At 73.4% G+C, this 23,469-nt stretch carries 18 protein-coding genes; 12 read left to right on the forward strand and 6 right to left on the reverse strand.

The window, feature by feature from the left end; translation table 11 throughout:
* Positions 1-22: 22 nt before the first annotated feature.
* Both ACFQ79_RS28400 and ACFQ79_RS28405 read left to right on the forward strand, forming a co-directional pair.
* A complete protein-coding gene (locus ACFQ79_RS28400) occupies positions 23-2,974 on the forward strand; it encodes a CHAT domain-containing protein (protein WP_383588803.1) in 2,952 nt (983 codons plus the stop codon).
* A 101-nt stretch (positions 2,975-3,075) separates the two neighbouring features.
* Positions 3,076-4,491: a tetratricopeptide repeat protein gene (locus ACFQ79_RS28405; protein WP_383588806.1), complete on the forward strand. Its 1,416-nt coding sequence runs from the start codon at positions 3,076-3,078 to the stop codon at positions 4,489-4,491.
* A gap of 24 nt (positions 4,492-4,515) precedes the next feature.
* Here the strand turns inward: ACFQ79_RS28405 and ACFQ79_RS28410 are convergent, their stop codons facing one another.
* Positions 4,516-5,094, reverse strand: coding sequence for a GNAT family N-acetyltransferase (locus tag ACFQ79_RS28410; RefSeq protein ID WP_383588809.1), 579 nt, complete (start codon positions 5,092-5,094; stop codon positions 4,516-4,518).
* 84 nt (positions 5,095-5,178) lie between these two features.
* On the opposite strand from ACFQ79_RS28410, the gene ACFQ79_RS28415 reads away from it, so the two are divergent.
* The gene (locus ACFQ79_RS28415; protein WP_383588812.1) at positions 5,179-6,075 is read left to right on the forward strand and encodes an aminoglycoside phosphotransferase family protein; all 897 of its coding nucleotides are present in this window, start codon (positions 5,179-5,181) and stop codon (positions 6,073-6,075) included.
* Positions 6,076-6,198: 123 nt separating this feature from the next.
* Here the strand turns inward: ACFQ79_RS28415 and ACFQ79_RS28420 are convergent, their stop codons facing one another.
* Positions 6,199-6,777, reverse strand: a complete 579-nt coding sequence (locus ACFQ79_RS28420; protein WP_383588815.1) for an HPP family protein — start codon at positions 6,775-6,777, stop codon at positions 6,199-6,201.
* Positions 6,778-6,982: 205 nt separating this feature from the next.
* Here ACFQ79_RS28420 and ACFQ79_RS28425 point away from each other — a divergent pair, with 205 nt between their 5' ends.
* Positions 6,983-7,255: a DUF6296 family protein gene (locus ACFQ79_RS28425; protein WP_383588818.1), complete on the forward strand. Its 273-nt coding sequence runs from the start codon at positions 6,983-6,985 to the stop codon at positions 7,253-7,255.
* A gap of 52 nt (positions 7,256-7,307) precedes the next feature.
* Here the strand turns inward: ACFQ79_RS28425 and ACFQ79_RS28430 are convergent, their stop codons facing one another.
* From ACFQ79_RS28430 to ACFQ79_RS28440, 3 genes are all read right to left on the reverse strand, one after another.
* A complete protein-coding gene (locus ACFQ79_RS28430; RefSeq protein WP_383588821.1) occupies positions 7,308-8,054 on the reverse strand; it encodes a hypothetical protein in 747 nt (248 codons plus the stop codon).
* 104 nt (positions 8,055-8,158) lie between these two features.
* Positions 8,159-9,532, reverse strand: a complete 1,374-nt coding sequence (locus tag ACFQ79_RS28435) for a VanZ family protein (RefSeq protein ID WP_383588824.1) — start codon at positions 9,530-9,532, stop codon at positions 8,159-8,161.
* Between the two features lie 69 nt (positions 9,533-9,601).
* Entirely contained in the window at positions 9,602-12,484 is a 2,883-nt protein-coding gene (locus ACFQ79_RS28440; protein WP_383588827.1) for a BTAD domain-containing putative transcriptional regulator, read from the reverse strand.
* Positions 12,485-12,672: 188 nt separating this feature from the next.
* Here ACFQ79_RS28440 and ACFQ79_RS28445 point away from each other — a divergent pair, with 188 nt between their 5' ends.
* From ACFQ79_RS28445 to ACFQ79_RS28480, 8 genes are all read left to right on the forward strand, one after another.
* The gene (locus tag ACFQ79_RS28445) at positions 12,673-13,092 is read left to right on the forward strand and encodes a peptidoglycan-binding protein (protein WP_383588830.1); all 420 of its coding nucleotides are present in this window, start codon (positions 12,673-12,675) and stop codon (positions 13,090-13,092) included.
* 67 nt (positions 13,093-13,159) lie between these two features.
* A complete protein-coding gene (locus tag ACFQ79_RS28450) occupies positions 13,160-13,576 on the forward strand; it encodes a peptidoglycan-binding protein (RefSeq protein ID WP_383588833.1) in 417 nt (138 codons plus the stop codon).
* A gap of 63 nt (positions 13,577-13,639) precedes the next feature.
* Positions 13,640-14,065, forward strand: a complete 426-nt coding sequence (locus tag ACFQ79_RS28455; protein ID WP_383588836.1) for a peptidoglycan-binding protein — start codon at positions 13,640-13,642, stop codon at positions 14,063-14,065.
* 304 nt (positions 14,066-14,369) lie between these two features.
* Positions 14,370-14,882, forward strand: a complete 513-nt coding sequence (locus tag ACFQ79_RS28460) for a hypothetical protein (RefSeq protein ID WP_383588838.1) — start codon at positions 14,370-14,372, stop codon at positions 14,880-14,882.
* On the forward strand, positions 14,882-16,276 hold the full coding sequence (locus ACFQ79_RS28465; RefSeq protein ID WP_383588841.1) for a hypothetical protein: 1,395 nt from the start codon (positions 14,882-14,884) through the stop codon (positions 16,274-16,276). Before ACFQ79_RS28460 ends, ACFQ79_RS28465 begins: the two co-directional genes overlap by 1 nt.
* The gene (locus ACFQ79_RS28470; protein WP_383588844.1) at positions 16,273-17,676 is read left to right on the forward strand and encodes a VWA domain-containing protein; all 1,404 of its coding nucleotides are present in this window, start codon (positions 16,273-16,275) and stop codon (positions 17,674-17,676) included. Before ACFQ79_RS28465 ends, ACFQ79_RS28470 begins: the two co-directional genes overlap by 4 nt.
* A gap of 23 nt (positions 17,677-17,699) precedes the next feature.
* A complete protein-coding gene (locus ACFQ79_RS28475) occupies positions 17,700-18,821 on the forward strand; it encodes an AAA family ATPase (protein WP_318211747.1) in 1,122 nt (373 codons plus the stop codon).
* The gene (locus ACFQ79_RS28480) at positions 18,818-21,850 is read left to right on the forward strand and encodes a hypothetical protein (protein ID WP_383588847.1); all 3,033 of its coding nucleotides are present in this window, start codon (positions 18,818-18,820) and stop codon (positions 21,848-21,850) included. Before ACFQ79_RS28475 ends, ACFQ79_RS28480 begins: the two co-directional genes overlap by 4 nt.
* Positions 21,851-21,921: 71 nt before the next feature.
* Here ACFQ79_RS28480 and ACFQ79_RS28485 read toward each other — a convergent pair whose 3' ends face one another.
* Positions 21,922-23,268 carry a phytase gene (locus ACFQ79_RS28485; RefSeq protein ID WP_383588850.1) on the reverse strand — a complete coding sequence of 449 codons (1,347 nt, stop codon included), beginning with the start codon at positions 23,266-23,268 and terminating at the stop codon, positions 21,922-21,924.
* Between the last annotated feature and the right edge of the window lie 201 nt (positions 23,269-23,469).

Here is a 23,469-nt window from a genome sequence, read left to right on the forward strand (position 1 = left end):
CACGCTCGGTACCGTAACCCGTATGGCGGCCACGAGGCGGGACGATCTGCTGCACGCCCTGGCGGCGCGCGTACTGCTGTTCCGGACGAGCATGGACCAGGCCGCGGTTCTGGACCCCGAAGCCATGCGCATGGCGCGGGAGTTGATGCGACACGTGCCCGACCCGTCCGCCGACCTCGAAGCCGTCCTGACGCTCGCCGACCTCCACCGGTGCCGCAGCGTCCTGCTGGGTGACGAGGCCGGCCGTGAGGACGCGGCCATCGCCACGGCCCTTGAGCGGTACGCGGGCCGGGGGGAGGCGGACCAGGACCCCGAGGCCGCCGAAGAGACCGCACGCGTCGCCTCGCTCCACGCGCGAGCCAGAGAGGGCGTCATCGCGGCGGAACGGCACCGGGACCGCGTCCGGTTGGAGAACGCGATCCGTGCCTGTGAAGCCGCCGTCGACGGAACTCCCGTACGGGCCCGCCCGCTCCACGCCTCCGCCCTGGCTCTCTGGGGAGTGGCCCTGCGCCTCCGGTACGAGCACGAGGGCAGGCCGGAGGACCTCGACGCCGCGGTCACGGCCCTGCGTCGGGCCGAGGCGGCGGCCGGCACCGGACACCCCGAGCGGAACCTCGTCCTGAGCGGGCTGTGCGCCGCACTGCGCGAGCGGTACGAACGCCGGGGCGCGCTCGACGACTTGACCGACGCGGTACGGGTCGCCCGGGCGGCCGTCGACGAAGGCGGCCCGGAGGGCCGTGGCGGCCGACTGCACAATCTCGGTCTCGCCCTGCGGCTGCGCCATGAACGCACCGGCGACCCGACGGACCTCGCCGAGGCCGTCGCCGTACACAGGGAGGCCGTCGCCCTGGCGCCGCCGGGCCACCGCGACCACGCCCTCCTCCAGCAGGGCCTCGCCAACGCCTTGCGCGTACGGCACGATCACACCGCCGCCGAGACGGACCTCCAGGAGCGGCTCGACGCCCTCGAGGCCACGCAGGCGGGTGCGGCCGCAGGGACGGAGAGCGGCGCCGGGCCGGCCGGCGCGGCCGGTGGCGCCGACGCGGCCGACAGCGCGGGCGCGGCCGACGATGAGAGAGCCGTCGTAGCGAGCGTCGGGGCCCTGGTCAATCTGGCCTCCGCGCTGACCGAGCGCCACCAGCGCGACCACCGCCCCGAGGACGCCGACCGATCCGAGAGCCTGCTGCGCACGGCGGCCGACTCGCTGCCGGCCCGTCACCCCCTGCACGCGGGCGTCCAGTACCAGCTCGGCCTCGTCCTGGCCGCGCGCAAGCGGCCCGGCGCCGCTGCCGCCCTTCGCACCGCCGCCCTCCACCCGACGGCCGCGCCCCTGACACGACTGCGCGCGGCACACGCATGGGGGTTCGAGGCGATGACGGCGCACCGGCCGGAGGAGGCCGCCACCGCGTACGGCCACGCCCTGGCCCGGCTCCCCGCTCTCGCCTCCCGCCACCTCCCTCTCGTGGACGCGGAGCGGGCCCTCACCGAGAGCCGGGGCCTCGCCGGCGATGCGGCGGCCTGCGCGCTCGCCGCCGGCGACCCGGTCCAGGCGCTGCGCCTCCTGGAGTCGGGGCGCGGTGTCCTCCTCGGGCAGGGCCTCGGCCGGCACGACGACGACCTGGCCCGGCTGCGCGCCCAGGACCCCCGTACCGCCGACCGGCTCGCGTGGCTGCGCACCAGGCTGAACGCCGAAGGCCCTGGAGAGGCCGAGGGGATCGGCCGTACCGCCGATCCGGAAGGCCCCGGAGACGCCGGGGTCCCCGCGGGGTTCGGGGACGGAGCGGGAGCCGCGTACGACCGCCACGCGCTCGCCTCGGAGTGGGAGCGGACACTCGCCGACGTCCGCCGCCGCGACGGCCTCGCCGACTTCCTGCTGCCGCCCGATCCCGCCGGTCTGCTCGCCGAGGGCGCGGACGGCCCGGTCGTCCTCGTCAACGTCAGCCGCTTCCGCTGCGACGCCCTGGTGATCACGGCCGGGGGACTGCGGGTCGTACCGCTGCCCCGGCTCGCCCTGCCCGGGGTGGTCGACCGGACCACAGCCTTCCTCGGTGCCCTCGAACGAGTCCGAGCCGCGGACGACAGCGACGATCTGATGGCAGGTCCCGCCGCCGAGGACGAGATCGACGGACACCTCGGATGGCTGTGGGACACGATTGCCGCACCGGTGCTCGACGCCCTCGGCATCACGGGGACGCCCGCCGGGGAGCGCCCGCCCCGTGTCTGGTGGATCCCCACCGGCCCGCTGGCCTTCCTGCCGCTGCACGCCGCAGGTCACCACCGCGAGGCCGCCGGACGCACGGTGCTCGACCGGACCGTCCCCTCGTACGCCCCCACCGTCCGCGCGCTCGCCGCAGGACGCCGCCGCGCCCCCGCGCCCCCGCCCTCGTTCCTGGTGGTCGCCGTCCCCGAGGCGCCCGGGGCCCGGCCGCTGCCCGGGGCGGCGGGCGAGGGGGCCGCCGTAGTCGGAGCGCTGCCCGGTGCCCGGTTGCTCAGCGGCGCGGCCGCCACCAGGGACGCGGTCGTCGCCGCCCTCGCCGACCACACCTGGCTGCACTTCTGCGGCCACGGGACCTCCGAGCCCCTCACGGCCGTGGGCAGCAGGCTGCTGGTCCACGACCACCTCGACCACCCCCTGACCGTGGCGAGGATCTCCCGTCTCGACCTGACCGGCGCGGAGCTCGCGTACCTCTCCGCCTGCGGCACGGCCCGGTCGGGATTCACGGTCGTGGACGAGGGACTGCACCTCGCGGGCGGCCTTCAACTCGCCGGATTCCGCCATGTGGTGGGGACCCTGTGGGAGATCGACGACACCATGTCCGTACGGATCGCCGAGCGGGTGTACGCCGGACTGGGCGCACCGAGACCGGTGGCGGACCGGGCCGCGCACGCGGTGCGCGAGGCGGTGCGCGAGGTACGCGACCGTTACCCGCGCACCCCCTCCCTGTGGGCCGCCCACATCCATGTCGGCCCCTGAGTCCCTGGCGCGAACTCCTCTGCCCCATAGGCGTGTTGGAGGTGTCGCACCCAAGCGTGCGAGGGCCACAATGGCGGCACGACGACGGACGGGGGAGCGGCATGGTCGCGTGGTGGCGGAGGCGGGCGGGACGAGGATCCGGCGCGGCGGGCGGAGCGGACGACGGACCGGCCCGTCGAGCGGCGCGGCAGGCGGAACTGGACGAGCTGATACGAGCGGCGTACGAGGAAGGAGCCCCCGTACCGGAAGAGCTCGCCGCGGAGGCCGCGTGCGCGGGCGACGTACGGGCGATGACCGTGTACGGCATCGGGCTCGGCAACCGGGGGGCCGTCAAGGAGGCCGAGGAGTGGCTCCGGCGGGCACGGGCCGCCGGTGACCAGATGGCCGCGCTCGCGCTCGGAACGCTCTTCATGGACCGAGGGGAGTTCGCGGCGGCGGAACGGTACTTCCGGCCTGTGGCCGAGACCGGCCATGTCGGCGCCCGCCAGGCCCTCGCCGAACTCCGGGCCCTGCGGGAGTCCGCGGCCCGCGGCGGGCCGCCGCCGTCGCGGCCGGAGCCGGTGCGTCCGCCCGCGGATCCGGCAGCAGGCTCCGTGCCCCCGGCGGCTTCCCCCGCCGAATGGGCGGGACGGCAGCTCCTCCTCCACCCGGATGACGACGACCACCCCCATGTACTCATGGCGATGGCCGTCCTCAAGGCCGAGGAAGGCGACGCGGCACGCGCCCGCGCGTACTTCGCGGGCGCCCTCGCGTCCGGCGACCCCGAGGTCCTCTTCTGGGTCTCCCGGATGCACGTGGCCCAGGACGGCCTCCACGGCGCGCGCGAGCACGTCCGACGCGCGGCGGACGCCGGACACACCGGCTCCCAGCACACCATGGGCGTTCTCCTGGCCGAGCAAGGGGACACGACTCGGGCGGAGCACTACTACCGGCTCGCCGCCGATGCCGGACACACCGACTCCTACGTCAATCTCGGCGTCCTGCTGCGCGGCCGGGGCGACCTCGACGGCGCGGAGAGGTACTACCGCAGGGCCGTCGAGGCGGGTGACGCCGGAGGCATGAACAACCTCGGCAATCTGCTGCGCCAGCGCGGCGACATGGCGGGCGCCGAACGGTGGTGGCGCGAGGCGGCGGACGCGGGCGACACGGACGCGCTCGTCAGCTGCGGGGCCGTCCTCGCCGAGCGCGGCGACTGGGACGCGGCGGAGCCGCTGTGGCGCCGCGCGGCCGAGGCGGGACACGCCGGAGCGCGGCTCAACCTCGTGGGGGCCCTGGCGCGCACGGGTCGCATGGAGGAGGCGGAGCGCTGGCTGCGCTCCGTCGACACCGACGCCGTCGTGCCCGGCTCCTCCGGACCCCACGGTGCGCACCCGACGGACGGGCCGGCCGCGGACGACCGACCGGTCGGACCCGACCTCGCGGCCGTGGCCGACTGGCTCGGCGGACCCGCCCGCGCCGGCGACGCGGACGCCCGCGCCGCGCTCGATCTCCTGGACGGCGAACCGGGCACCGCTTGAGACCCGACCTGCCCGGTCGCGCGATCACCCGGGGCCGGGGCGACCCGGTGAACCTGTCCGCGGGCCGTGCGCGTCCGCGCGGGAGATCCGGTACAGCACGCACGGGCGCAGCGGCCCCTCGGGCACGCTCGGGTCCTCGAAGTCGTCCGCAGGGTTCCGGGTCATGCCGATGCGGCGCATCACGGCCTGGGAGCGAAGGTTCCGCACCGTCGTCGTCGCGATCACCTCCTGCAGCCCGAGAGTTTCGAAGGCGAAGGCCAGGCAGGCCAGGGCCGCCTCGGTGGCGTAGCCGTTCCCCCACGCCGACCGGGTCAGCCGCCACCCGACGTCCACCCCCGGGAACGGCATGTCCGGGCCCACCACGTCCAGACCGGCGCGGCCGATGAACTCACCGGTCGCGCGCGATTCGAGCGCCCACCACCCGAAGCCCCGCTCCTGGAAGTCGGCCCGCATGCCGGACAGTACGGCGTCGCTCTGCTCCCGCGTGAGCAGTTCCCCCAGGTGTTCCCGTACGTCGGGGTCGGCGTTCATGGCGGCCCACGGCGCGCGGTCGGAATCCCTCCACGAACGAAGCACGAGACGTTCGGTACGCAGCTCTGGCATGCCGGCCAGCCAACCCGATCGGCATCGGGATGTCGACGGATTTTGTCCCGCCCACGACCGCGAGCCTCGGTACTGTGACTCCGCATGACCGAAACGGAGATCGAGATCACCGCAGATCTGGTCCGCGACCTGCTGCGGGAGCAACATCCAGACCTTGCCGGACTGACCATCCGTGAGGTTCCGGGCGGCTGGGGCAACCAGATGTGGCGCCTCGGCGAAGAGTGGGCGGTGCGCATGCAACGCATGGACCCCAGCCCGGAACTTCAACTCAAGGAGCGGCGGTGGCTACCCGTGCTGGCCCCACGCCTGCCGCTCCCGGTGCCGCTCCCGGTCCGGTTCGGCGAACCGTCCCCGCGCTTCCCCAAGCACTGGACCGTGATGACATGGGTTCACGGCGAGCCACTGGACCACGGCGCGATCAGCCGCGGCACCCACGCGGCCGAGACGCTGGCGGGCTTCCTCCGCGCGCTCCATGTGGAGGCGCCCGCCGGCGCGCCGAGTGGCAGGGACCGCGGCGCCCATCCCCGGAACTGCGTCGACGGCTTCGAGAACCTCTTCCAGGTCGTCGCCCCCGACGACATCGCTGCCGACGTCCGGGCGGTCTGGGACGACGCCGTGGCGGCCGAGGCGTGGGAGGGCCGACCGCTGTGGGTGCACGGCGACCTCCATCCCGCGAACGTCGTCGTCTCGGACGGAACACTCGTGGGCATCGTCGACTTCGGCGACATGTTCGCCGGCGACCCGGCATGGGACCTCGCTGCCGCATGGGTGCTGCTCCCCGCGGGCACGGCCTCGCGGTTCTTCGACGTGTACGCGAACGCCGACGAGGCGGCGATCCGGCGTGCTCGCGGGCTGGCCGCCTTGAAGTGCCTCTTCCTGATGCTCATGGGACGGAACGGAGATCGGGGCCTTCCCGGCGGCAAGCCGCACTGGGGACCCGTGGGCCGGGCGGCACTCGATCGGGTTCTGAAGGGCGTTTGACGCACGGCGCTCGAACGGTTCTCGGTCCGGTTCTCGGACGGGTTCTCGGTCGGGGGCGAGGGTCGTGCCGTGTCCACCGCCGACGGTTCGCGCTCCGGCGCGTACGGGCTGGGACGGAGCCGCTCACCACCAGTAGGCGGGGTACCTCGGTGCCGCGCGTCGGACGCGGGACGCGGCGTACGCGGTCAGTACGAGCAGGACCGTGGACCCGAACAGCAGGGGAACGAACCTGCCGGGCGTGGGCTCCTGAAGGACGATGACGACGGCGGTGGCGCAGGCAGGCGAGTGCGGGGTCCGGGCCAGTGTCGTCAGGGCGAGGGTGACACCCGCGGCGAGGGCGGCGGCCCAGGCACTGCCGTGTGCCGCGAGGGCCACCGCGTATCCGGCGGCGGCGCCGAGGAGGTGGCCGACGACCACGCTTCGCGGCTGGGCCAGCGGCAGCGCGGGGGCGCAGTGGACCAGTGCGGCGCTGGCGGCGAGCGGGGGTATGAGCACCGGCTCGTGGAGGGCGGCGCCGATCGCGACGAGCATGAGGAGGGCCGCTGTGGCGGCGCTGACGTTGTGGGCGGCGGCCGCGGGCGTCGGTCGCGCCGGGGCGCGGCCGGCCATCCTGGCCAGGCGCGGGCGTCGGCGGCGGGGGACGGCGGCAGGGTCGGTCACGGCCGGGGCGGGGTCGGGACGCGGAGCGATGTCGGTACTCATGTGAGGCGGGGTTTCCGGGGCAGGCGGCCGTGGGCCGGACGAGACGGAGCGGGGGCGGTCGGTCGCCCGGGACCCTGTGGTCGACAGCCGGCCCGGTCTCGCGCCCGGCCCTGGTGCGGCGGCGCGGCCTGGCACCACTCTAACCAGCGGGTTCTCGGCTGCTCGGCCGGGGGCGTATCCAGGGCTTCGGCGTAAAATGGGCGAAATGAGCCCAGTCCGATACGAGCTGGTGTTCTCCGACGACACGGGTCCGGCCAAGGACGTCGTGATCGTCGAGCGCACCTCTTCCAAGGGGCCCGGTGGCCATCCGGTCTACGCCGACCCCACCGGCATCATCCGAGCGGAGATCAGCGACCACGACGAGGTGCGCGTCCTCGCCTCAGGAGGGCACCAGGCTCCGGCCCAGCACGTCCTGGCCCGCCGTCTCACCGAGGCCGACCCGCAGGGCCCCACCGGCCCCTCGACCTCGGCGGCCTGACCGGCACACGCCCCGGACGATCTGAGGGCTGCGGGGGTGCGCCCCGAAGAGGTCAGGGCGTGGGTGAAGCGTCGGTGAGTGCCATCCAGTCCTGGACCGTCCTGTGGTGCGAGCCGCTCGCTGTGCCCGCGGCCACCGACTCCGCCTCTTCGGCGGTGCAGGGTGTTCCTGCGCGGGTGAGCAGGGTGAGCGGCCATTCGGGGCCCGCTCCGGCCGGTTCCCGGTCGAAGGGGGTCCAGTCCCAGGGCCCGTCGAACCGCCATGCCCGGTGAGCGGCGTCCGCGACCTCGTCGCCCGGTTCGAGGGACGCGTACGGACGCATCAGCAGTTCGAAGGTGTAGGGGATCCCGTCACCGGGGTGGAGCCCGTACCCCGTGCCGTTGAGATGGCTGCCGTCCGGGAACTCGCGGTACGACACGCCACGGCCCAGCACGCTCACGGTCAGCCGGGGCCGCGGCAGCCGGCCCGTCTCGAGCGGAGGGTCGTGGTGCTCGACTGCCGTCACGTGTACGACGGTCGGTGGCACCCCGACCCGGCAGTCGTCGCCCGCCTCGAGCCGCTCGGGCGGCGGATCGGTCCGGAAGATCTCCACGTCCAGTCCGGGTGCCTGCCCGCCGGTGGGCACGCCCAGGGCCACGACCCCGTTCCAGCGCATGAAGTCACTGCCCGTGTCGACGTCCCACCAGGGCCACCGCACCGAGATGCGGTCCCACCTCATACCCCGCTCGACCCGCGCGGGCGTGAACGGGCAGGCGACCGACAGCACGTCACCGACCCTGAAGTCCCCCGAATCCCTCACGTGGCCAGCGTAGACAGGTGCGCTCGGAGAGCTGCGCCGGCCTGCCGGCCGCGGCGGACCCCCTGGGCGCCCCGGCCCCTCGCCCGGCCGGGTCCGGGGTGTTCTCAGGGGCCCTGGAACCCCTCGGGTGGGAGAGGGGAACCCATGGAGGCAGGAACGGCCTTCGGGTTCGTCACCTCACCGGTGGCGGCGTCCACCGTGGCCGACAGCAGGGTCTCGGCGTCGGCGGTCCCCAGGCGCCAGTGGACGCGCCACTCGTCTCCCCGTCGCTCCGCGAGAAGGACGGGCTCTTCACGCTTCCCCTGACCTGGTGCGATCTTGTGCTGAGATTCGAACCTCCTCCACGCCATGTCCTCCGTCACGGTGACCGGGGGCACTTGGGGGTCGTCCACGTTTCGGGCGACGAGGTCGGTCAGGCGACCGGAGGGTTCCATCCGGATTTCCAGACGCATGGGCATGAGGACCCCGCCCTGCCGGCGGCGCCATGCGACCACCCAGCCGGAACTCCGAGCGCCGGTGTCGGGCGACCAGACCCTGACCGTGGAGTCCTGCAGCGCCCAGGGCGCGTAGCCGCGGGCGAAACGGGTTGCCGCCTGCTGTGCCTGGTCCGCCGTCCTCACGTGCGGGCCGGTCCCCGGAATCTGATAGGCGGAGGTTCTCCGTCCCTCGACGGCCGGCGTGAAATGGACCGTGAGGGTCTCGCGGTCCGGCCACGTCAGCTCAGCGAAGCCGCCGGACAGTGGCGCGCTGACGGTGTCGGGGCCGTCCACGTTGTCGAGGAAACTCGCCGTGTCGACGGCGTAGCCCTCCCCGAAGGCCTTCCTGAGCTCCGCTTCGAGCGCCTGGATCTGCTCGGGACTCGCATCAGGGTCTGCCGTGGGCAGAACAGCGCGCACCGGCTCGATGGCCGTGACCCACGCTGCGGCGACGAGCAGCGAGGCCACCGCGCCGGCGACGGCGGTACGCCTGACCGCGGGCTCGGGGAGTGGCGCGCCGTCGGCCGCTCCGCGGCGGACGACCGCCCCGATGCCGGCACCGGCGAGGACGCCGACCGTGTTCGTGGCGAGGTCGTCGGTGTCGCAGAGGCGGGAGATCAACGGGACGGTGGCCTGAGCGGTCTCCACGAGGGCCGTGAAGAGGACTCCGAGCGCGGCGCCGAAGAGCGGCCGCCTGGTGGCCAGGGCGGCGAACAGACCGAACGGAGCGAACAGGGCGACGTTGAGCCGACCCTGCGTCGTGGCGAACGCCTCGATGACGTCGGGGTTGATCGTGCATTGACGCGTGAGGACCCCGCTGCCGCCCCATGTGGTCAGCATGACGGGCCCCATGACCGAGGATGCCCACAGGCCGTGGACCACAGCGCGTGGCCGGTCGACGCGTCGTGCGGCCAGGACGCAGGTGAGGGCACCTGCGGCGAGGGTCACGGCGATGGCGGTCGCGAGGAACACCAGGTGGTGCTGAAAGACGGCTTGGATCATCGAGGAACCTGTTCGTGAGGGAGGAGCCGCGCGCCCCTCCCGTGGGGCCGGCCGTGCGCGGGTGTCGTGTCACGCGTCCGGAGAGTCGAGTGAGGCCAGTCCCTTGAGGCAGTCGTCGACCACGCGGTCGATCCCCTTGCGCTCGGCGATGGCCAGGGCTTCGCGCCAGTTGTTCCGTGCCTGCTCGCGGTCGCCGAAGTGGAGGTGCGCGCGGGCGAGGGCCTCCAGGGTGTCGGCCACCTGGAAGTCGTTCCTGAGCCGCTGGGAGATCGCGAGTGACTCCTCGAAACAGGCGAGGGCCTCGTCGCGCCGGTCGAGGGCGCGCAGCGCATCGCCGAGGTTGACCAGGGCGATGGTCTCGAAGAGGGTCTGACCCTCGGCGCGGACGATGCCCAGGCACTGGCGGAAGGCCCGTTCGGCGCCGGCCGCGTCGCCCGAGCCGAGGAGCAGCGTGCCGAGGGCGTGAATGTTCGCCATCGCCGGGGGTCCGGTCTCCGAGTGCAGGGCGATCGCGCGCCGAACCGCGGTCAGTCCCTCCTGCATCCGGCCGGCCTGGGCACAGGCCTGGCTGTAGTTCGCCAGGGATACGGCGTGCCGCTTGGTGTCTCCGATCTGCTCGTACAGGGCGACGGCCGCTGCCAGGTGGGCCAGGCTGGTCTCGTTGCGGTAGGAGGCTCCGTGCGCCGTTCCGAGGAAGTGCTCCATCTGCGCCTGCCCCCGGAGGTCGCCGGCCCGCCGGGCCGCGGCGAGTGCCCGGGTGGCCGGCGGGGCCCATTGATCGGTGGCCCACCAGTTGGCGAGGGTCCAGCCGAAGAGCGTGTCGGCGATGCGCCAGCTCAGCTCGGGCCGGATGTCGGCCGCGGTTCGGACGGCGTGGTGGATGGCGAGGATCTCCGCGGTGATCCAGCCCAGTGCCTGGTCCGTGGTGGTGAACTCCGGCAGCGGAGCCCCGGGGTCCGGTGCGGCGTACGAGTGCGGTCGGGTGCGCGTGGCCACGTCGGCCTGCCGGGTTGCCGCCCAGTACCACGTGATGATGCGCAGCAGCCCGGCCTGGCGCTCGTCCTGACCCTCCTCCTGCTCGGCGCGCTCGGCCGCGAACTCACCGAGGAGATCGTGGAACCGGTAGGCGCCTGGTGAGGGGTTCTGCAGGAGGTGGGTGCCGACGAGGATGTCGAGGAGGTCGAGGGTCTGCTCGACGGGCTGGTCGAGGAGGGCGGCGGCTGCCTCGGCGGAGAAGGGATGGGCGGGCCAGAGGCCCAGGCGGCGGAAGGCCGCGGCAGCCTCGCGCTCCGCCTGGCGGGGGCTTCCGCTCAAGGCCTGGTAACTCATCAGGAACACCTCCCTGACGTCCAGGTGGTCGAGAGTGAGCGCGGGGAGCCGATGACCGGCCCGGTCGAGGCGGCCGGCGGTGGCGGAGACCGTGCGCTCGTTGTGGGCCAGACGCGCTCCGACGATGCGCAGGGCGAGCGGCAGCCCGGCGCAGGCGGTGAGGATCTGCTCGGTGGCGGCGCGCTCGGTGGAGAGTCGTTCGCGGCCGCAGATCGCCGCGAGCAGCTGGTGCTGCTCGTCCGCCGCGAGGGGCTGGAGCACGAGGTACGTGGCCGCGCCCAGTCCGGTGAGCGCGTGCCGACTGGTGACGACCACGGCACCGGGGCCGCTGCCGGTGAGGAGGGGGACGACCTGTGCGGTGTCACGGGCGTTGTCCAGGACGATGAGGACACGGCGTTCGGCGACGGTGGCCCGGTACAGGGCCGCCCGGTCGTCGGTGTCCTCGGGCACCGAGCGGGCGGGGACACCGAGGTCGGTGAGGAAGCGGGCGAGCAGGTCGTGGGCGGTACGGGGGGTACCTGATCCGAAGCCCCGCAGATCCGCGTAGAGCTGCCCGTCGGGGAAAGAGCCGCGGAGGCCGTGGGCGGCGTGGAGGGCAAGGGTGGTCTTCCCGATACCGCCCATGCCCGAGACGACGACGACAGAAGGCGGGCCGTCGGCCCCGGACGCCAGCAGACGCTCGCGCAGGGCGGCGAGCTCCGCGGCCCTGCCGGTGAAGTCACCGATGTCACGGGGGATCTGGAAGGGCCCGCCTCGGATGAGCCGGGAGTCCACGGCCGCCGCGCCGGTGCCGGTGGCGTCCAGCGGCGTCCCCTGAGCGGGGCGCGCCGGCTGGGGCGGGGCCGCCGGCTGCGGATCCGGCGGGGCCGGGGCGGTCGGGCCGGCCGGTGGTGAAGCCGGCGCGAGCAGCTCGCGGAAGACCTGCTGGGTGGAGGGAGCGGGATCGATGCCGAGTTCGTCGGCCAGGGAACGACGCAGGCCGTGGTACGCGGCGATGGCGTCGGCGGTGCGCTCGCCCTGCTGCAGGGCCCGCATCAGCTGACGGTGGAACGGCTCGCGCAGCGGATGGGCGGCAGCGTAGCGGGCGATGTCGGCGGTGACCTCGCGATGGCGGCCGGTGCGCAGGTGGGCCTCGAACCGCAGCTCGACCGCCTGCAGATGCTGTTCCACGAGGTGGACGATCTCAGGGGTGCCGTGAAGCGAGGGAAACTCGGGCACGGGCCGGCCACGCCACAGGGCCAGCGCCCCGGCACTCCCCTCGGTGAGGGTCTCCCAGTCGCCCGCCTGCAGAGCGCCCTGGGCGCGCGCGAGGTGTGCGCCGAAGAGCTCCGCGTCCAGTTCGCCGGGCCGGACGTGAAGGGCGCAGGCGCCTCGGGTCACGTGCAGCCGGTTGCGCTCCGGCCCGAGCGCGGACCGCAACCGCGCGACGTGGTTGTGCAGCGAGGCGAGCGCGGTGCGGGGCGGATGGTCGCCCCATACGGCGGCCATGAGGCGATCCACCGATCGGGGCACACCGGGCCGCAGCAGCAGGGTGGCCAGCAGCAGGCCGGCCTTGGGCCCGGGTATCTGTTGCGGCTCTCCCTCCAGATGAAGCGTCAGTTCACCGAGCAGCCCGAACCTCACGCGCTCCGACAACACCTTTGGATCTCCCCCGTGCGCAGGCTCGAGCCCGCTGTTCCCCACCCCTGTTATGGCCATGTTAGTGACTTGTTATGGCTGGTTGAGACGCTGCACAGCGGATGCCCGGCTCCCGTCGTCCCAGGGGAGAGCCGGTGTGCAGAGGCAGGAACCGTGGAACGGAGTACAAGAAGATGAAGCGCACGATCGCCGCGTTCGGCGCGGCCGCGGCCGTGGCCCTCGGCGTGGTCGGCACGGCCCCGACGGCCTCGGCGGCGGACGGCTGGTGCAGCAGGACCGTCGAGGTCACACGCAACGGCTACCGTGCGGCGGTGCCCGCAACCGCCGGCGGTTCCACCTCCTGCGTCATGGGCCGGGGCTCCAGCGGCAGTCAGGTGGAGGCTCTCCAGTTCGCCCTGTCCATCTGCAACGACCTCTACCTGAGCAGCGACGGCAGCTACGGGCCGCAGACCGAGGCCGCGGTGCGGACCGTGCAGTCCCGCAACAACCTGAGCGCCGACGGCGTGTACGGCCCCAACACCCGCAACGCCACCTCGTGGCGCTGGTACCCGGTGGACTGGAGTGCCAACAACCCCGTCTGCGCCAGGTTCTGACACCCCCGGGGCGCACCGCCCCCGTCTCCCCTCCGGAACATCTCTCAAGGCATTGGAAGTCAGAACAGTGAAGCGCATACTCGCCGCCTTCGGCACGGCCGCCGTCGTGTTCGCAGGAGTGATCAGCACCGCCCCCGCCGCCTCGGCCGCCGACGGCTGGTGCGGCAGCACCGTCGACGTGTCCCGCAACGGCTACTCGACCCTGGTCCCCTCCACCACCTCGGGGTCGACGTCCTGTGTCATGGGCCGCGGCTCCTCCGGTGATCCGGTGTCCGAGCTCCAGCGAGCGCTGGCGATCTGCCACAACCTGGACGTGGGCGCCATCGACGGCGTGTACGGAGCCAGGACCGAGGCCGCGGTGCGGACCCTGCAGTCCCGCAACGGCCTGAGCCCCGACGGCGTCTACGGCCCCAACACCCGCAACGCCGTCTCCTGGCGCTGGTACGCCTACCCGTCGGGCGGCGGGACCTGCGCCCGCCTCTGAGCGGCGACTCCCTCCCGCACGGCCGCCTGCCGCAGTGACCCCACCCGACAAGGACACGCCTCTATGAAAAGGCCCCTGGCCGCTCTTGCCATGACCGCGGTCTCGATCCTCGGCATGATGACCGTGGCGCCTTCCGCCAACGCCGCCGACGGCACCTGCACGAGCACCACGAACGTCTGGCGGAGCTACAACAAGAACAACTACGTCAGCACCGTGCCCACGACCGGGAGCGGCTCCACCTCCTGCATCATGCAGCAAGGAGCCTCCGGCTACCACGTGTTCGTGCTGCAGTACACGCTCCACTTCTGCCACGGCTACAACATCCGCATGGACCACCAGTACGGGCCGGAGACGGCAGCCGCCGTGCGGTCGTTCCAGGCGTCGAAGGGTCTGGCCGCCGACGGAATCTACGGCCCCAACACCCGCAACGCACTGTCCTGGCGGTTCTATGTCACGGACGGAAGCTCCTTGGCGTGCTGGCGACTGTGATGCCACGGACGGCGATCGCCCTCGAGTCGTGGGCGGTGTGACCCCATCGAGCGCGCCGCGCGACGGCCCCCCGGATCCCTCCGGCGGGGCCGTCCCGCGTTTCCGGGCCGACCTGGGCAGCGGGGGGAGGGGGGAGGGAGAAGTCGGCGTGCTCTTCGACAGCCCCGGCAGGCGTCGGTCAGGGGCAGCGCCACGACCACCGGAAGCAGCGCGGGAGCGTCGATGTCAGTGGCCGGAGATAGCTTCGTTCCTGTTCCGCCGCAACGGCGAGAACATCCCCTTTGACGTGCATGGGAGAGGTACGTTGCCGGTCTGGGAGCTGTCGAGCACGGCGCGGGTGGTACCGCCCGCGCGACCGCGGAAACTCGCCAAGGTGCCGTTCGTCGAACTGGCCGACGGACGGTTGCAGGGAGTCGTGTCCAGTGGGTCCGACGCAGGACGCGTGTACGTGTCCTCGATCGCGACCGCGACGTACGCGTTCGCCTGCAGCACGAACAACAACCGCCCCTGCGGGGGTGCTCGGGGCGGCTTCTGCAACCACATCCGGGCGCTCGTCGGCGAGGCCGTCCTGCAGTACGGCGCCGAGCGCGTCGCCCGCTACCTGAAGGCCGACACGGGCGACACGCCGGACACCGGGCCCGACGCGAACGGGCTCGTCGCGCTGATGACGGCCACGCGGCCCTCGCAGGGCGACACCTCGGCCGCGGCGCCGGTGTTCAGCCGCTTCCTGCGGCACCTCGCCTACCTGGAACTGGAGCCGACCACCGTGCCGCTGCCCGAGATGCAGTGGTTCCCGCCGACGAGGACGGTCGCCTGATGCGTACGGACCTGTTCACCGACCCCCTCGACGGGCTCGACGAAGCCCTGTCCGCCGTCGACGCGTTCGACCGGGCAATCGTCTCCGGACTGCTCCGCCCGCAGCCCGACCAGGCCGCGGGACTTGCGGCACTCGCCACGGCCGTCGCGGGAACGCCGCTGGCCGCGCTGGTCGCCGAGGCGGCCGACAAGGCCGCCGCCGGTGCCGCGGGCGAGGACCACCTCGTGGCGCTCGCCGCCGCCCGCACCGCCCTCATGGGTTCCGCCCACGACGCCCTGACCGAACGCGTCGCGGACATCACCGGCCGGCCGCGCGCCGAACGGAACACCCCGGACGCCGCGCCGGACGAGCCCGGGGCCAACGTCCTGGCCGCCGCGCGCGCCTGGCTGTGCGACCTCGCACGTGCGGGCTGGCACGGCATCGACCACGATCTGGTCGCCGGCGCCGCGCCCGTCGTCTCCGCGATGCTGCCGGACCTGCGGCTGCGCCGGCAGGCCACCCTGCTCGACGGCTTCGCCGCCGAACTCGCCGCCTCCTGCCCCGGGGCGACCCTGGACCGCGTCCCGGTCCGCCGCTGGGCCGACCTGTGGACGCGCGCCCTGCTCCTGACCCTGCCGGGCGCCGCCCGGACTCCGGCCCTGTCCACCGCGACCGGCCGTCTGCTGCCGCTGGGAGTGGACGTCCAGGAACACGCGACGGCCGTACAGGCCCAGGTCCACGCGGTGTTCGAGCCCGCTGACGGCACGGAGCCGCGTCTGGTCCGGGCGGCCGTGTCGGCCCCCAAGCCGGACACGGTCGTGGGAGCGGGTCTGTGGCAGCTGCTCCGGCCGCGGATGTCGCTGCTCGCCGCCGTGGGCGAGTGCCGCGCGATGGAGCTCGACGCCATGCCGGTCACGGACGAGGGCGACCTCGTCTGGGACGACGAGCGGGCGCGTACGGGAGAGCCCGCCGACCCGTTCGGCACGGCCCGGGTCATCCTCTCCGCCGCCACCGACCCGGTGACGGCGCCGCTGGACCGCCACCCGGCGCGTATCGCCGTCCCCGTCCTCCTGGAGGGGTACACGGTGGCGGACGAGGACGACGGCCGGGCGGTGTTCGTGCTCGCGGGGCACCGGCTGGCCGTCGACACCGACCGCGTCCCCACCGCCGGTCCGCTCACCCCGGAGGCGGTCGTCGCGTCCGGTGCGTGTCTGGGACTGCTCCGGTGGGACGCGGGGGAGTTCGTCCTCCAGCCGCTGGCCGTCGAGACGACCGTCCGGAAGAAGACCACCGCCGTCCACGCGGGCGCGTGGGCCGGAGGCACCACCGACAAGGCGGGTGCCAGGGCGGAGAAGGCGGCCACGGACTCCGTCGCCGTGCTGCGCGAACGAGCCGGGAAGCTGCTGCGCGCATGACCGACACCGACACCGACACCGACACCGACACCCACACCCACACCCCTTCCCCCGGCCTCCCGCCGACCGCCCCCGACCCCGACGACAACCGTCGGCAGGTCCTCTACTGGCGGCTCCTCGCCCGGCTCTTCGACCCCGAGGAGCAGGCCGCCCTGGAGGCGGCGAGCCTCGCCGTCGTCGAGGACATCGGACTGCCGTCCGCGCTGCTCGACCCGGGCGCGTCCGTCGACTCCGTCGTCCAGCGCCATCCGGAACTGGCCGAAGAGTTCGACGGGTTGATGACCCCGGAGCCCGATCCGGACGGTGCACGCGACCGGGCGGCCGAGGTACGACGCGCCGCACTCGCGTCGAAGCTGCTGCTCAACGTCTTCTCCACCGGATCGGGGACGGTCTCCGCCGGGCAGCTGGCCCGCTGGCAGTCGGACGCCGGCTGGCTGGAGCGTTCGCTCGGCTGCCCGCCCGGCGGCCTGCGCGGCGGCCGGGGCGCCGGAGCCGTGGTCGACGGCGGCGGCGCGGGACTCGAACTCGGCTCGGTCGAGGCCGACCTCGTCCGCCGGATGCACCTGCGCGAGGTGCTGGCCGACCCCGCACTCGCCGCCCGGCTCACCCCCAGCATGTCCCTGATCGAGCAGCTCCTGCGGGACAAGGGAAACCTGTCCGGCGTCGCGCTCGCCAACGCCAAGTCCCTCATCCGGCGTTACGTCGACGAGGTCGCCCAGGTGCTCCGCACCCAGGTGGAGAAGGCCACCGTCGGTGAGCTGGACCGCTCGGTCCCGCCGAAGCGGGTCTTCCGCAACCTCGACCTCGACCGCACCATCTGGAAGAACCTCACCAACTGGAGCCCGGAGGAGGAGCGGCTCTACGTCGACCGCCTCTACTACCGGCACACCGTTCGCCGGACCACACCGCAGCGGCTCGTCGTCGTCGTGGACCAGTCCGGCTCGATGGTCGACTCGATGGTCAACTGCACCATCCTCGCCTCGATCTTCGCCGGACTGCCGAAGGTGGACGTCCACCTCATCGCGTACGACACCCGCGCGATCGACCTCACCCCCTGGGTGCACGACCCGTTCGACGTCCTCCTGCGCACCAACCTCGGCGGCGGCAACGACGGGCCCGTGGCGATGGCCATGGCCCGACCGAAGATCGCCGAGCCGAAGAACACCGTCATGGTGTGGATCTCCGACTTCTACGAGTTCGACCGCTCACAGCCCCTGTTCGAGGGCATCGAGGCGGTCCACCGGTCCGGCGTGCGGTTCATCCCCGTCGGCTCGGTGACCAGCTCGGGACGGCAGGAGGTCAACCCCTGGTTCCGGGAGCGGTTCAAGGCGCTCGGCACCCCGGTGGTCTCCGGCCACATCGACAAGCTCGTGCACGAACTCAAGACCTTCCTCACCTGAGCCCGCCCAGAAAGGCCCCTCGCATGTCCGACCTGCTCCGCGCCCCCGCCGAGATCAAGTACGCCGAGGAACTCGACTGGCTCGAGTCGATCGACGACAACCCCAAGCCGTTCTCGTGGCGCCTCTCCCCGAAGATGGTCCGCCTCTTCATCCTCGGCTCCGAGCGGGCCGACGGACTGGACCGGGAGGTGACGCAGAAGTGGTTCGGCGACCGCAGTTTCGTCGAGCGCTCCATCGTCACCCTCGCCTCCGACCGCGGTCTGCTCCTGATCGGAGACCCCGGCACCGGCAAGAGCTGGCTCGCCGAGCTCCTCTCCGCCGCGATCAGCCGCAACTCCACCCAGGTCGTCCAGGGCACCGCGGGCACCACCGAGGACCACATCAAGTACTCGTGGAACGTCTCGATGGTCATCGCCAAGGGCCAGTCCCGCGAGTCGATGATCCCCTCGCCGATCATGACCGCGATGGAGACCGGCACCATCGGCCGCTTCGAGGAACTCACCCGCTCCACCAGCGACGTCCAGGACGCGCTCATCTCGATCCTCTCCGAGAAGTACATCTCGGTGCCCGAACTCGACAGCGCCGGCGGCGAGAACATCGTCTTCGCCCAGCCGGGTTTCTCGGTCATCGCCACCGCCAACAGCCGCGACCGCGGCGTCAACGACCTGTCCTCCGCGCTCAAGCGCCGGTTCAACTTCGTCCGCATCCCGGTCGTCACGAACAAGAAGAGCGAGGCCGAGATCGTCCGCTTCCGCACCGAGGAACTCCTGCGCCGGCACTCGATCGAGCTGGACGTGCCGCCGACCCTCCTCGACGTCCTCCTCCAGAGCTTCGCCGACCTCCGCGCCTCCGCCGCCGCGGCCGGGAGCGACGACGAGAAGCTGGAGTCCGCCCTGTCCACCGCCGAACAGATCGGCGTCCTGGAGGACGCGGTCCTGCACAGCGACTTCTTCGGCGAACGCACCCTCACGGCCCGCGCCCTCGCCGCCTCCCTGGTCGGTACGCTCGCCCGCCGCGAGCCCGAGGACCTGGCCATCCTCAACAAGTACCTCCACGGCGTCGTCGAACCGCGCGGCAAGGAGCAGGGCGGCTCCTGGCCCGAGTTCCTCGAGGGCGGCCGCGAGGCGATCGCGAAGCTGGCATGAGCACCACGTCCGAGACGCCCACAAGCGCCTCCTTCGCCGCCCTGCGCGGACAACTCCACGAAGCGGCGGCCGAGTTCGCCGGCGGTCAGGACGCCCTGGAGGGCATCCTGCTCGGCATGGTCGACGACGTCGACCGGGCGGTCGCCGAACCGCTGGAGATCTTCCCCGTCTGCCATCACTCACCCGCCTCCGCCCTCGCGATGGCCCGCAGGCTGCGCGAGAAGCAGCCCAAGGTCGTGTACCTGGAGCTGTGCGAGGACATGGCACCGCTCCTCACCGAACTCCGCAACTGCCGGCTGCCCGTGGCCGTGCAGGCCTTCGCGAGCGAGATCGACGGCTTCCCGCCCGACTGGGCCCCGCTCTCGGTCGTCGCCCCGATCACCGAGGCCTCCGCCGAGTACCAGGCCATCGCGTACGCCCTCGACACCCCCGGCGTGGAGCTCGTCCTCGTCGACCGCTCCTCCGACCACGTCTTCCAGTGGGACACCCGACAGCCGGCCGACGGCGAGACCCACCCGGCCGAGACCGAGGCGGAGCCCGCGTCCGGGGCTGAGGCCGAGCCCGAGGCGGCCCTCCACGGCGAGGCGGTCGGCGTCGAGATCGGCGACCTGCGTCCGCGCTTCGCCGAACTCGAGGAGCACCTGCTGCGGCACGGCAAGGTGCGGCACTGGTCGGAGTGGTGGCACCAGTACGTCGAGGTCCCCCTCGGCGACAGCGACCACGACACCTACCGCCAGGTCATGTTCCTCATCGGCAGCCTGTTCCGGCGACTGGCACCCGGCCGGGGCGAGCGGGTGCGGGTCGACGAGGACCGCGAGCGCTACATGTGGACCCGGATGCGCGAGCATCTCGCCGCGACCGGCACCGACCCCGCGGACTGCCTGTACGTGTGCGGCGCCTTCCACGCGGCCAGCCGCGTCGACGAGTTCGGCGTCCACGGCACGGGCGACTTCGCCGTCTCCCCGCGGACCGCCACGACCTGGCAGTACGGGCTGATCCCCTCCAGCCACGCGGCGATCGAGGCACAGTTCGGCCTCGCGTCCGGCTCGGTGTCGATCGCCGCGACGGAATGGGCGAAGAACCTCAAGCGCACCCGGGTGAAGCCGTACCGGCTGGAGGGCCAGTCCGGCACGAAGAAGCCGAGCGCGAGGAAGGCGGCGGCGAAGACCCCGGCGGCCACGCCCACGCCCGTACCCGCGTCCGGCCTCGCGACCGATCCCGCCGCCGATCCCGCCGCCGGTCCCGCGTCCGGTCCGGTCGCCGGTCCTGCGTCCGGTCCGGCTGAGGACCGCCTCAGCGGCTTCCTCCGGCAGCCGCCCGTCCTCCATACCCTCGACGAGGCCGAGCTGCTCGGCTGGTCCGTGGACATCGTGCGCGCCGCCCGCCGCAGCGGCTATCTGGCCTCCACCGCCGACGCCATCGCCGTGTTCGAGACGTCGATCCTGCTCGCCGCCATGCGGGACCGGGCCAAGCCGACGCCGTACGACTTCCAGGACGCGGCGGTCACCTGCATCGAGAAGGACACCGTCCCCGGCCGGCGGGACGTGCGACGGCTCGTCGAGATCATGATGGGCGGCGACCGGATCGGCCAGGTCGGCTACGACGCGCTGCCGCCCCTCGCCCGTGACGTGCACGACCGGCTGGCGCCCCTGGAGCTGAACCTCCAGCAGCGCGGCGTACGCCGGGCCCTGCTCGACATGGCCTCACGGCCGGAGCTGCGCGCCTGCTCGGACGTCCTGTGGATGCTGCGCCGTCTGCTGCCGCCCGGCGCGGCCCGTCCCGTGATGGGGGAGCGGCGGCTCGGCGAGCGGTCGATCCAGGAGTCCTGGGACCTCTCGCTCGGCACGCACCAGCGCGCGCTCATCGAGCTCGGGTACGAGGGCGTGAGCCTGGAGCAGGTGCTGGAACAGCGGCTGCGCCGCGCGGCGTACGGACCGCAGGCCACCACGGCCGAGGTCCTCGCGGCCGTCGAGGACGCGACGCTCTACCTCGGCGGCCGGCGCCTCGCCGACGAGCTCGGCACCCGGGCCCTCGAGGTCCTCGCCGGCGAGCGCACGGTGGACGGGGCCCCGGCGGTACTGCGCCGGGTGCGCGGCCTCCTGGCGTACTACCGCACCAGCGAACCGGTCCTCCCGCCGTGGATCGAGTCCTTCGTCAGGGCCGGGTACGCGCACTACTGCACCCTGCTGCCGACGGCGTTCCGGGACGAGGACGCGACCGTGGGGCAGGTGGCGGCGATGCTGGGCTTCCTGTTCAGCATGGAGAGCCTGGCGCTGTCGCTCGGCTGCGACCGGACCCAGCTGGAACTCGCAGTCGCGCAGTCGCACCCGAACGACCCGGCCAAGACGGCCCTGCTGTGGGCCGCCCAGGTCCAGCTCGGCACGCTGTCCCGCGGCGAACTGCGCGGGCGCTGCGACGAACTCCTCGGCAACCCCCTGGTGGTGCCCTCGTACCCCCGGTACCTCAGCGGCTTCGTGCACGCCCTCGAGCCGGTACCGGGACTCGCGGACGTCGTCGTGGAAGCGGTGTCGAACGCCTTCGGAAGGCTCCCCGACCCCGTCCTGCTGCCGTGGCTGCCCACCCTCATCACCACGCTGCGGTCGAACGCCGCCGACCTCGCCCCGCTGATCGTCCGGGAGGCGGGCCGGATCTTCCCCGCACGACTGGCGGCCCTGGACGCCTGGGTCCCCCCGTGGCGCGCACAGCCGGTGGCCCGGGCGCCGCTGGCCGCGCCCGCGCCGCGCGGCGCGGTGCTGCTGCCCCTCCATCCGGAGACCTGCGACGCGCTCGCGGACCTTCTGGGCCGCACGGACGGGTGGGCCCCCGCGGACGGACCGGCGACGGGTGCGACGGCCCCGGCGGGCGCGGCGCTCCTGTTCACCCACCGCGCCACCTGCGACGCCGTCGCGGATCTGCTGGGTTGCGGCGGTGCCTGGACGCCCGTGGTTCCGGCGCACCCCGCGTCGTCCCTGACGGCGCGACACCCGGCCACGGCCCACGCGGTGGCGGCGCTCTTCGCGACGCCGTGACGGCGCACCGGCCGCCGGGTCGTCGGACCCGGGCGGCCGGTGCGGGTGCGGGGGAGCGGTCGTGCGGCGGATCAGTCGTCGACGGCGTCCAGGACGGGGCCGAGGTCGACGAACTTGAAGTTGGTCGCGGGGCGGTCACCGTCGCCGGGGGCGTCGTGGCCGTCCTGGACGACGAGGAGACCGTTCGGGTACTTCGCACCCAGGGGGGCGTTCAGGGCAGCGGCGCCGTCGCACTCCTCGGAGCCGTCGAGGGCGCCGCTCGCGGCGGCGACCCGGAAGCCGCCCTCGTACTCGTTGCGGTCCGAGAGCTCCCGGTCGTAGGCGGCGAAGGTGTTGTCGCCCTGGCTGGAGGCGAGCAGGTATCCGTCACCGTCGGACTCGGTGACCAGCGTCAGACCCTCGACGTCCGCAGAGATCCTGGTCCCGCCGTAGCCCGGGTCGGCGCCCGGGGTGCACTCCTCGGTCTCCTCGTCGTAGACGCCGGGGACGCCGTACTCGCGGACCTTGTCGAGCAGCCGGGGCGTGCCGGTGAGGTCGGCGCGCAGCCGCCAGATGCCGATGTCCTCCTGGCCGGCGTACAGCGTGCCGTTGGCGGGGTCGACGACCATGCCCTCGACCTGCGGCAGCTCGCCGGGCTCGCCGCACGGGGCCCACGAGGTGCCGTTCGGCAGCCGGAACGTGTCCGGCAGGTCCAGGGTGCGGATCTTGCGGTACGTGACCTTGCCGCCCGCGGCCGGGAGCAGTTCGAGCAGGGCGATGGAGGTCCGCTCGCGGCGGCTGACGAGTGCGAAGGACTTCCCGGACGCCGGGTCCGTCCAGGTCGCCAGCCCGTACGCGGTCCGCTGGTCGTTGATCTCGGCCTGGTCCCGCGAGAAGACGGCCGGGGCGGCGGGATCGGTGACATCGGTCAGCGGTCCGCCCGCCCGGTCGCGGTCGATGCGGTGGAACCGCAGCCGGTCGTGGCCGCGGTCGCTGGTGACGGCGAGGTCGGCCCGCCCCGAGGAGAGCCGCAGGCCCTGGACGAGGTCCACGTTGTTGAACCGGCCGGGGGCGTCGTCCGGTCCGTCGGCCGGAGGCGCGGCTATCGACTGCAGCGGGCGCGCGTCCAGGTCGTAGACGCGGAGCCCGCCTTCCTTGGCGGTCGCGATGACGAGGCTGCGGCCGGGGGCGGCGGCGTTGCGCCAGATGGCGGGGTCGTCCGCGTCGGCGTTGCCGCCCGCGTCGTCGTCGTGCAGCACCGGCGTCTCCGCGTGGGGGGTCACGGCCGGCAGCGAGCGGGCGGGACCACGGTGGCGGGCCTGGGCCTGGGCATCGGCCTGGGCATCGGCGTCGGCCTGGGCGGGCACGGCGAGGGCGGCCGCGGCGAGCGCCGTGGTGACGGCGAGCACGAGCGATCGGGCGGTACGGGGGCGAGTCACGCAAGTCTCCTCGGGAGGGGGGGCTTGTACGTCCTGCGTGAGCGTGGTGCCCTTCCGTGTCCGCCCGGCGGACTCCGACCGGCCGGAGGTCCGAAGTCCAGGTGTACGCACGATGAACCGCGGCGCGGGGGCGGGCCCGTGGCGGCGGGCCCCCCCCCCAAGGTGGTGTGGGGCGAAAAGGCGGGGGGGTGTACGGACCCC

The sequence above is a fragment of the Streptomyces sp. NPDC056480 genome (genome assembly GCF_042795405.1).
GTDB lineage: Bacteria > Actinomycetota > Actinomycetes > Streptomycetales > Streptomycetaceae > Streptomyces.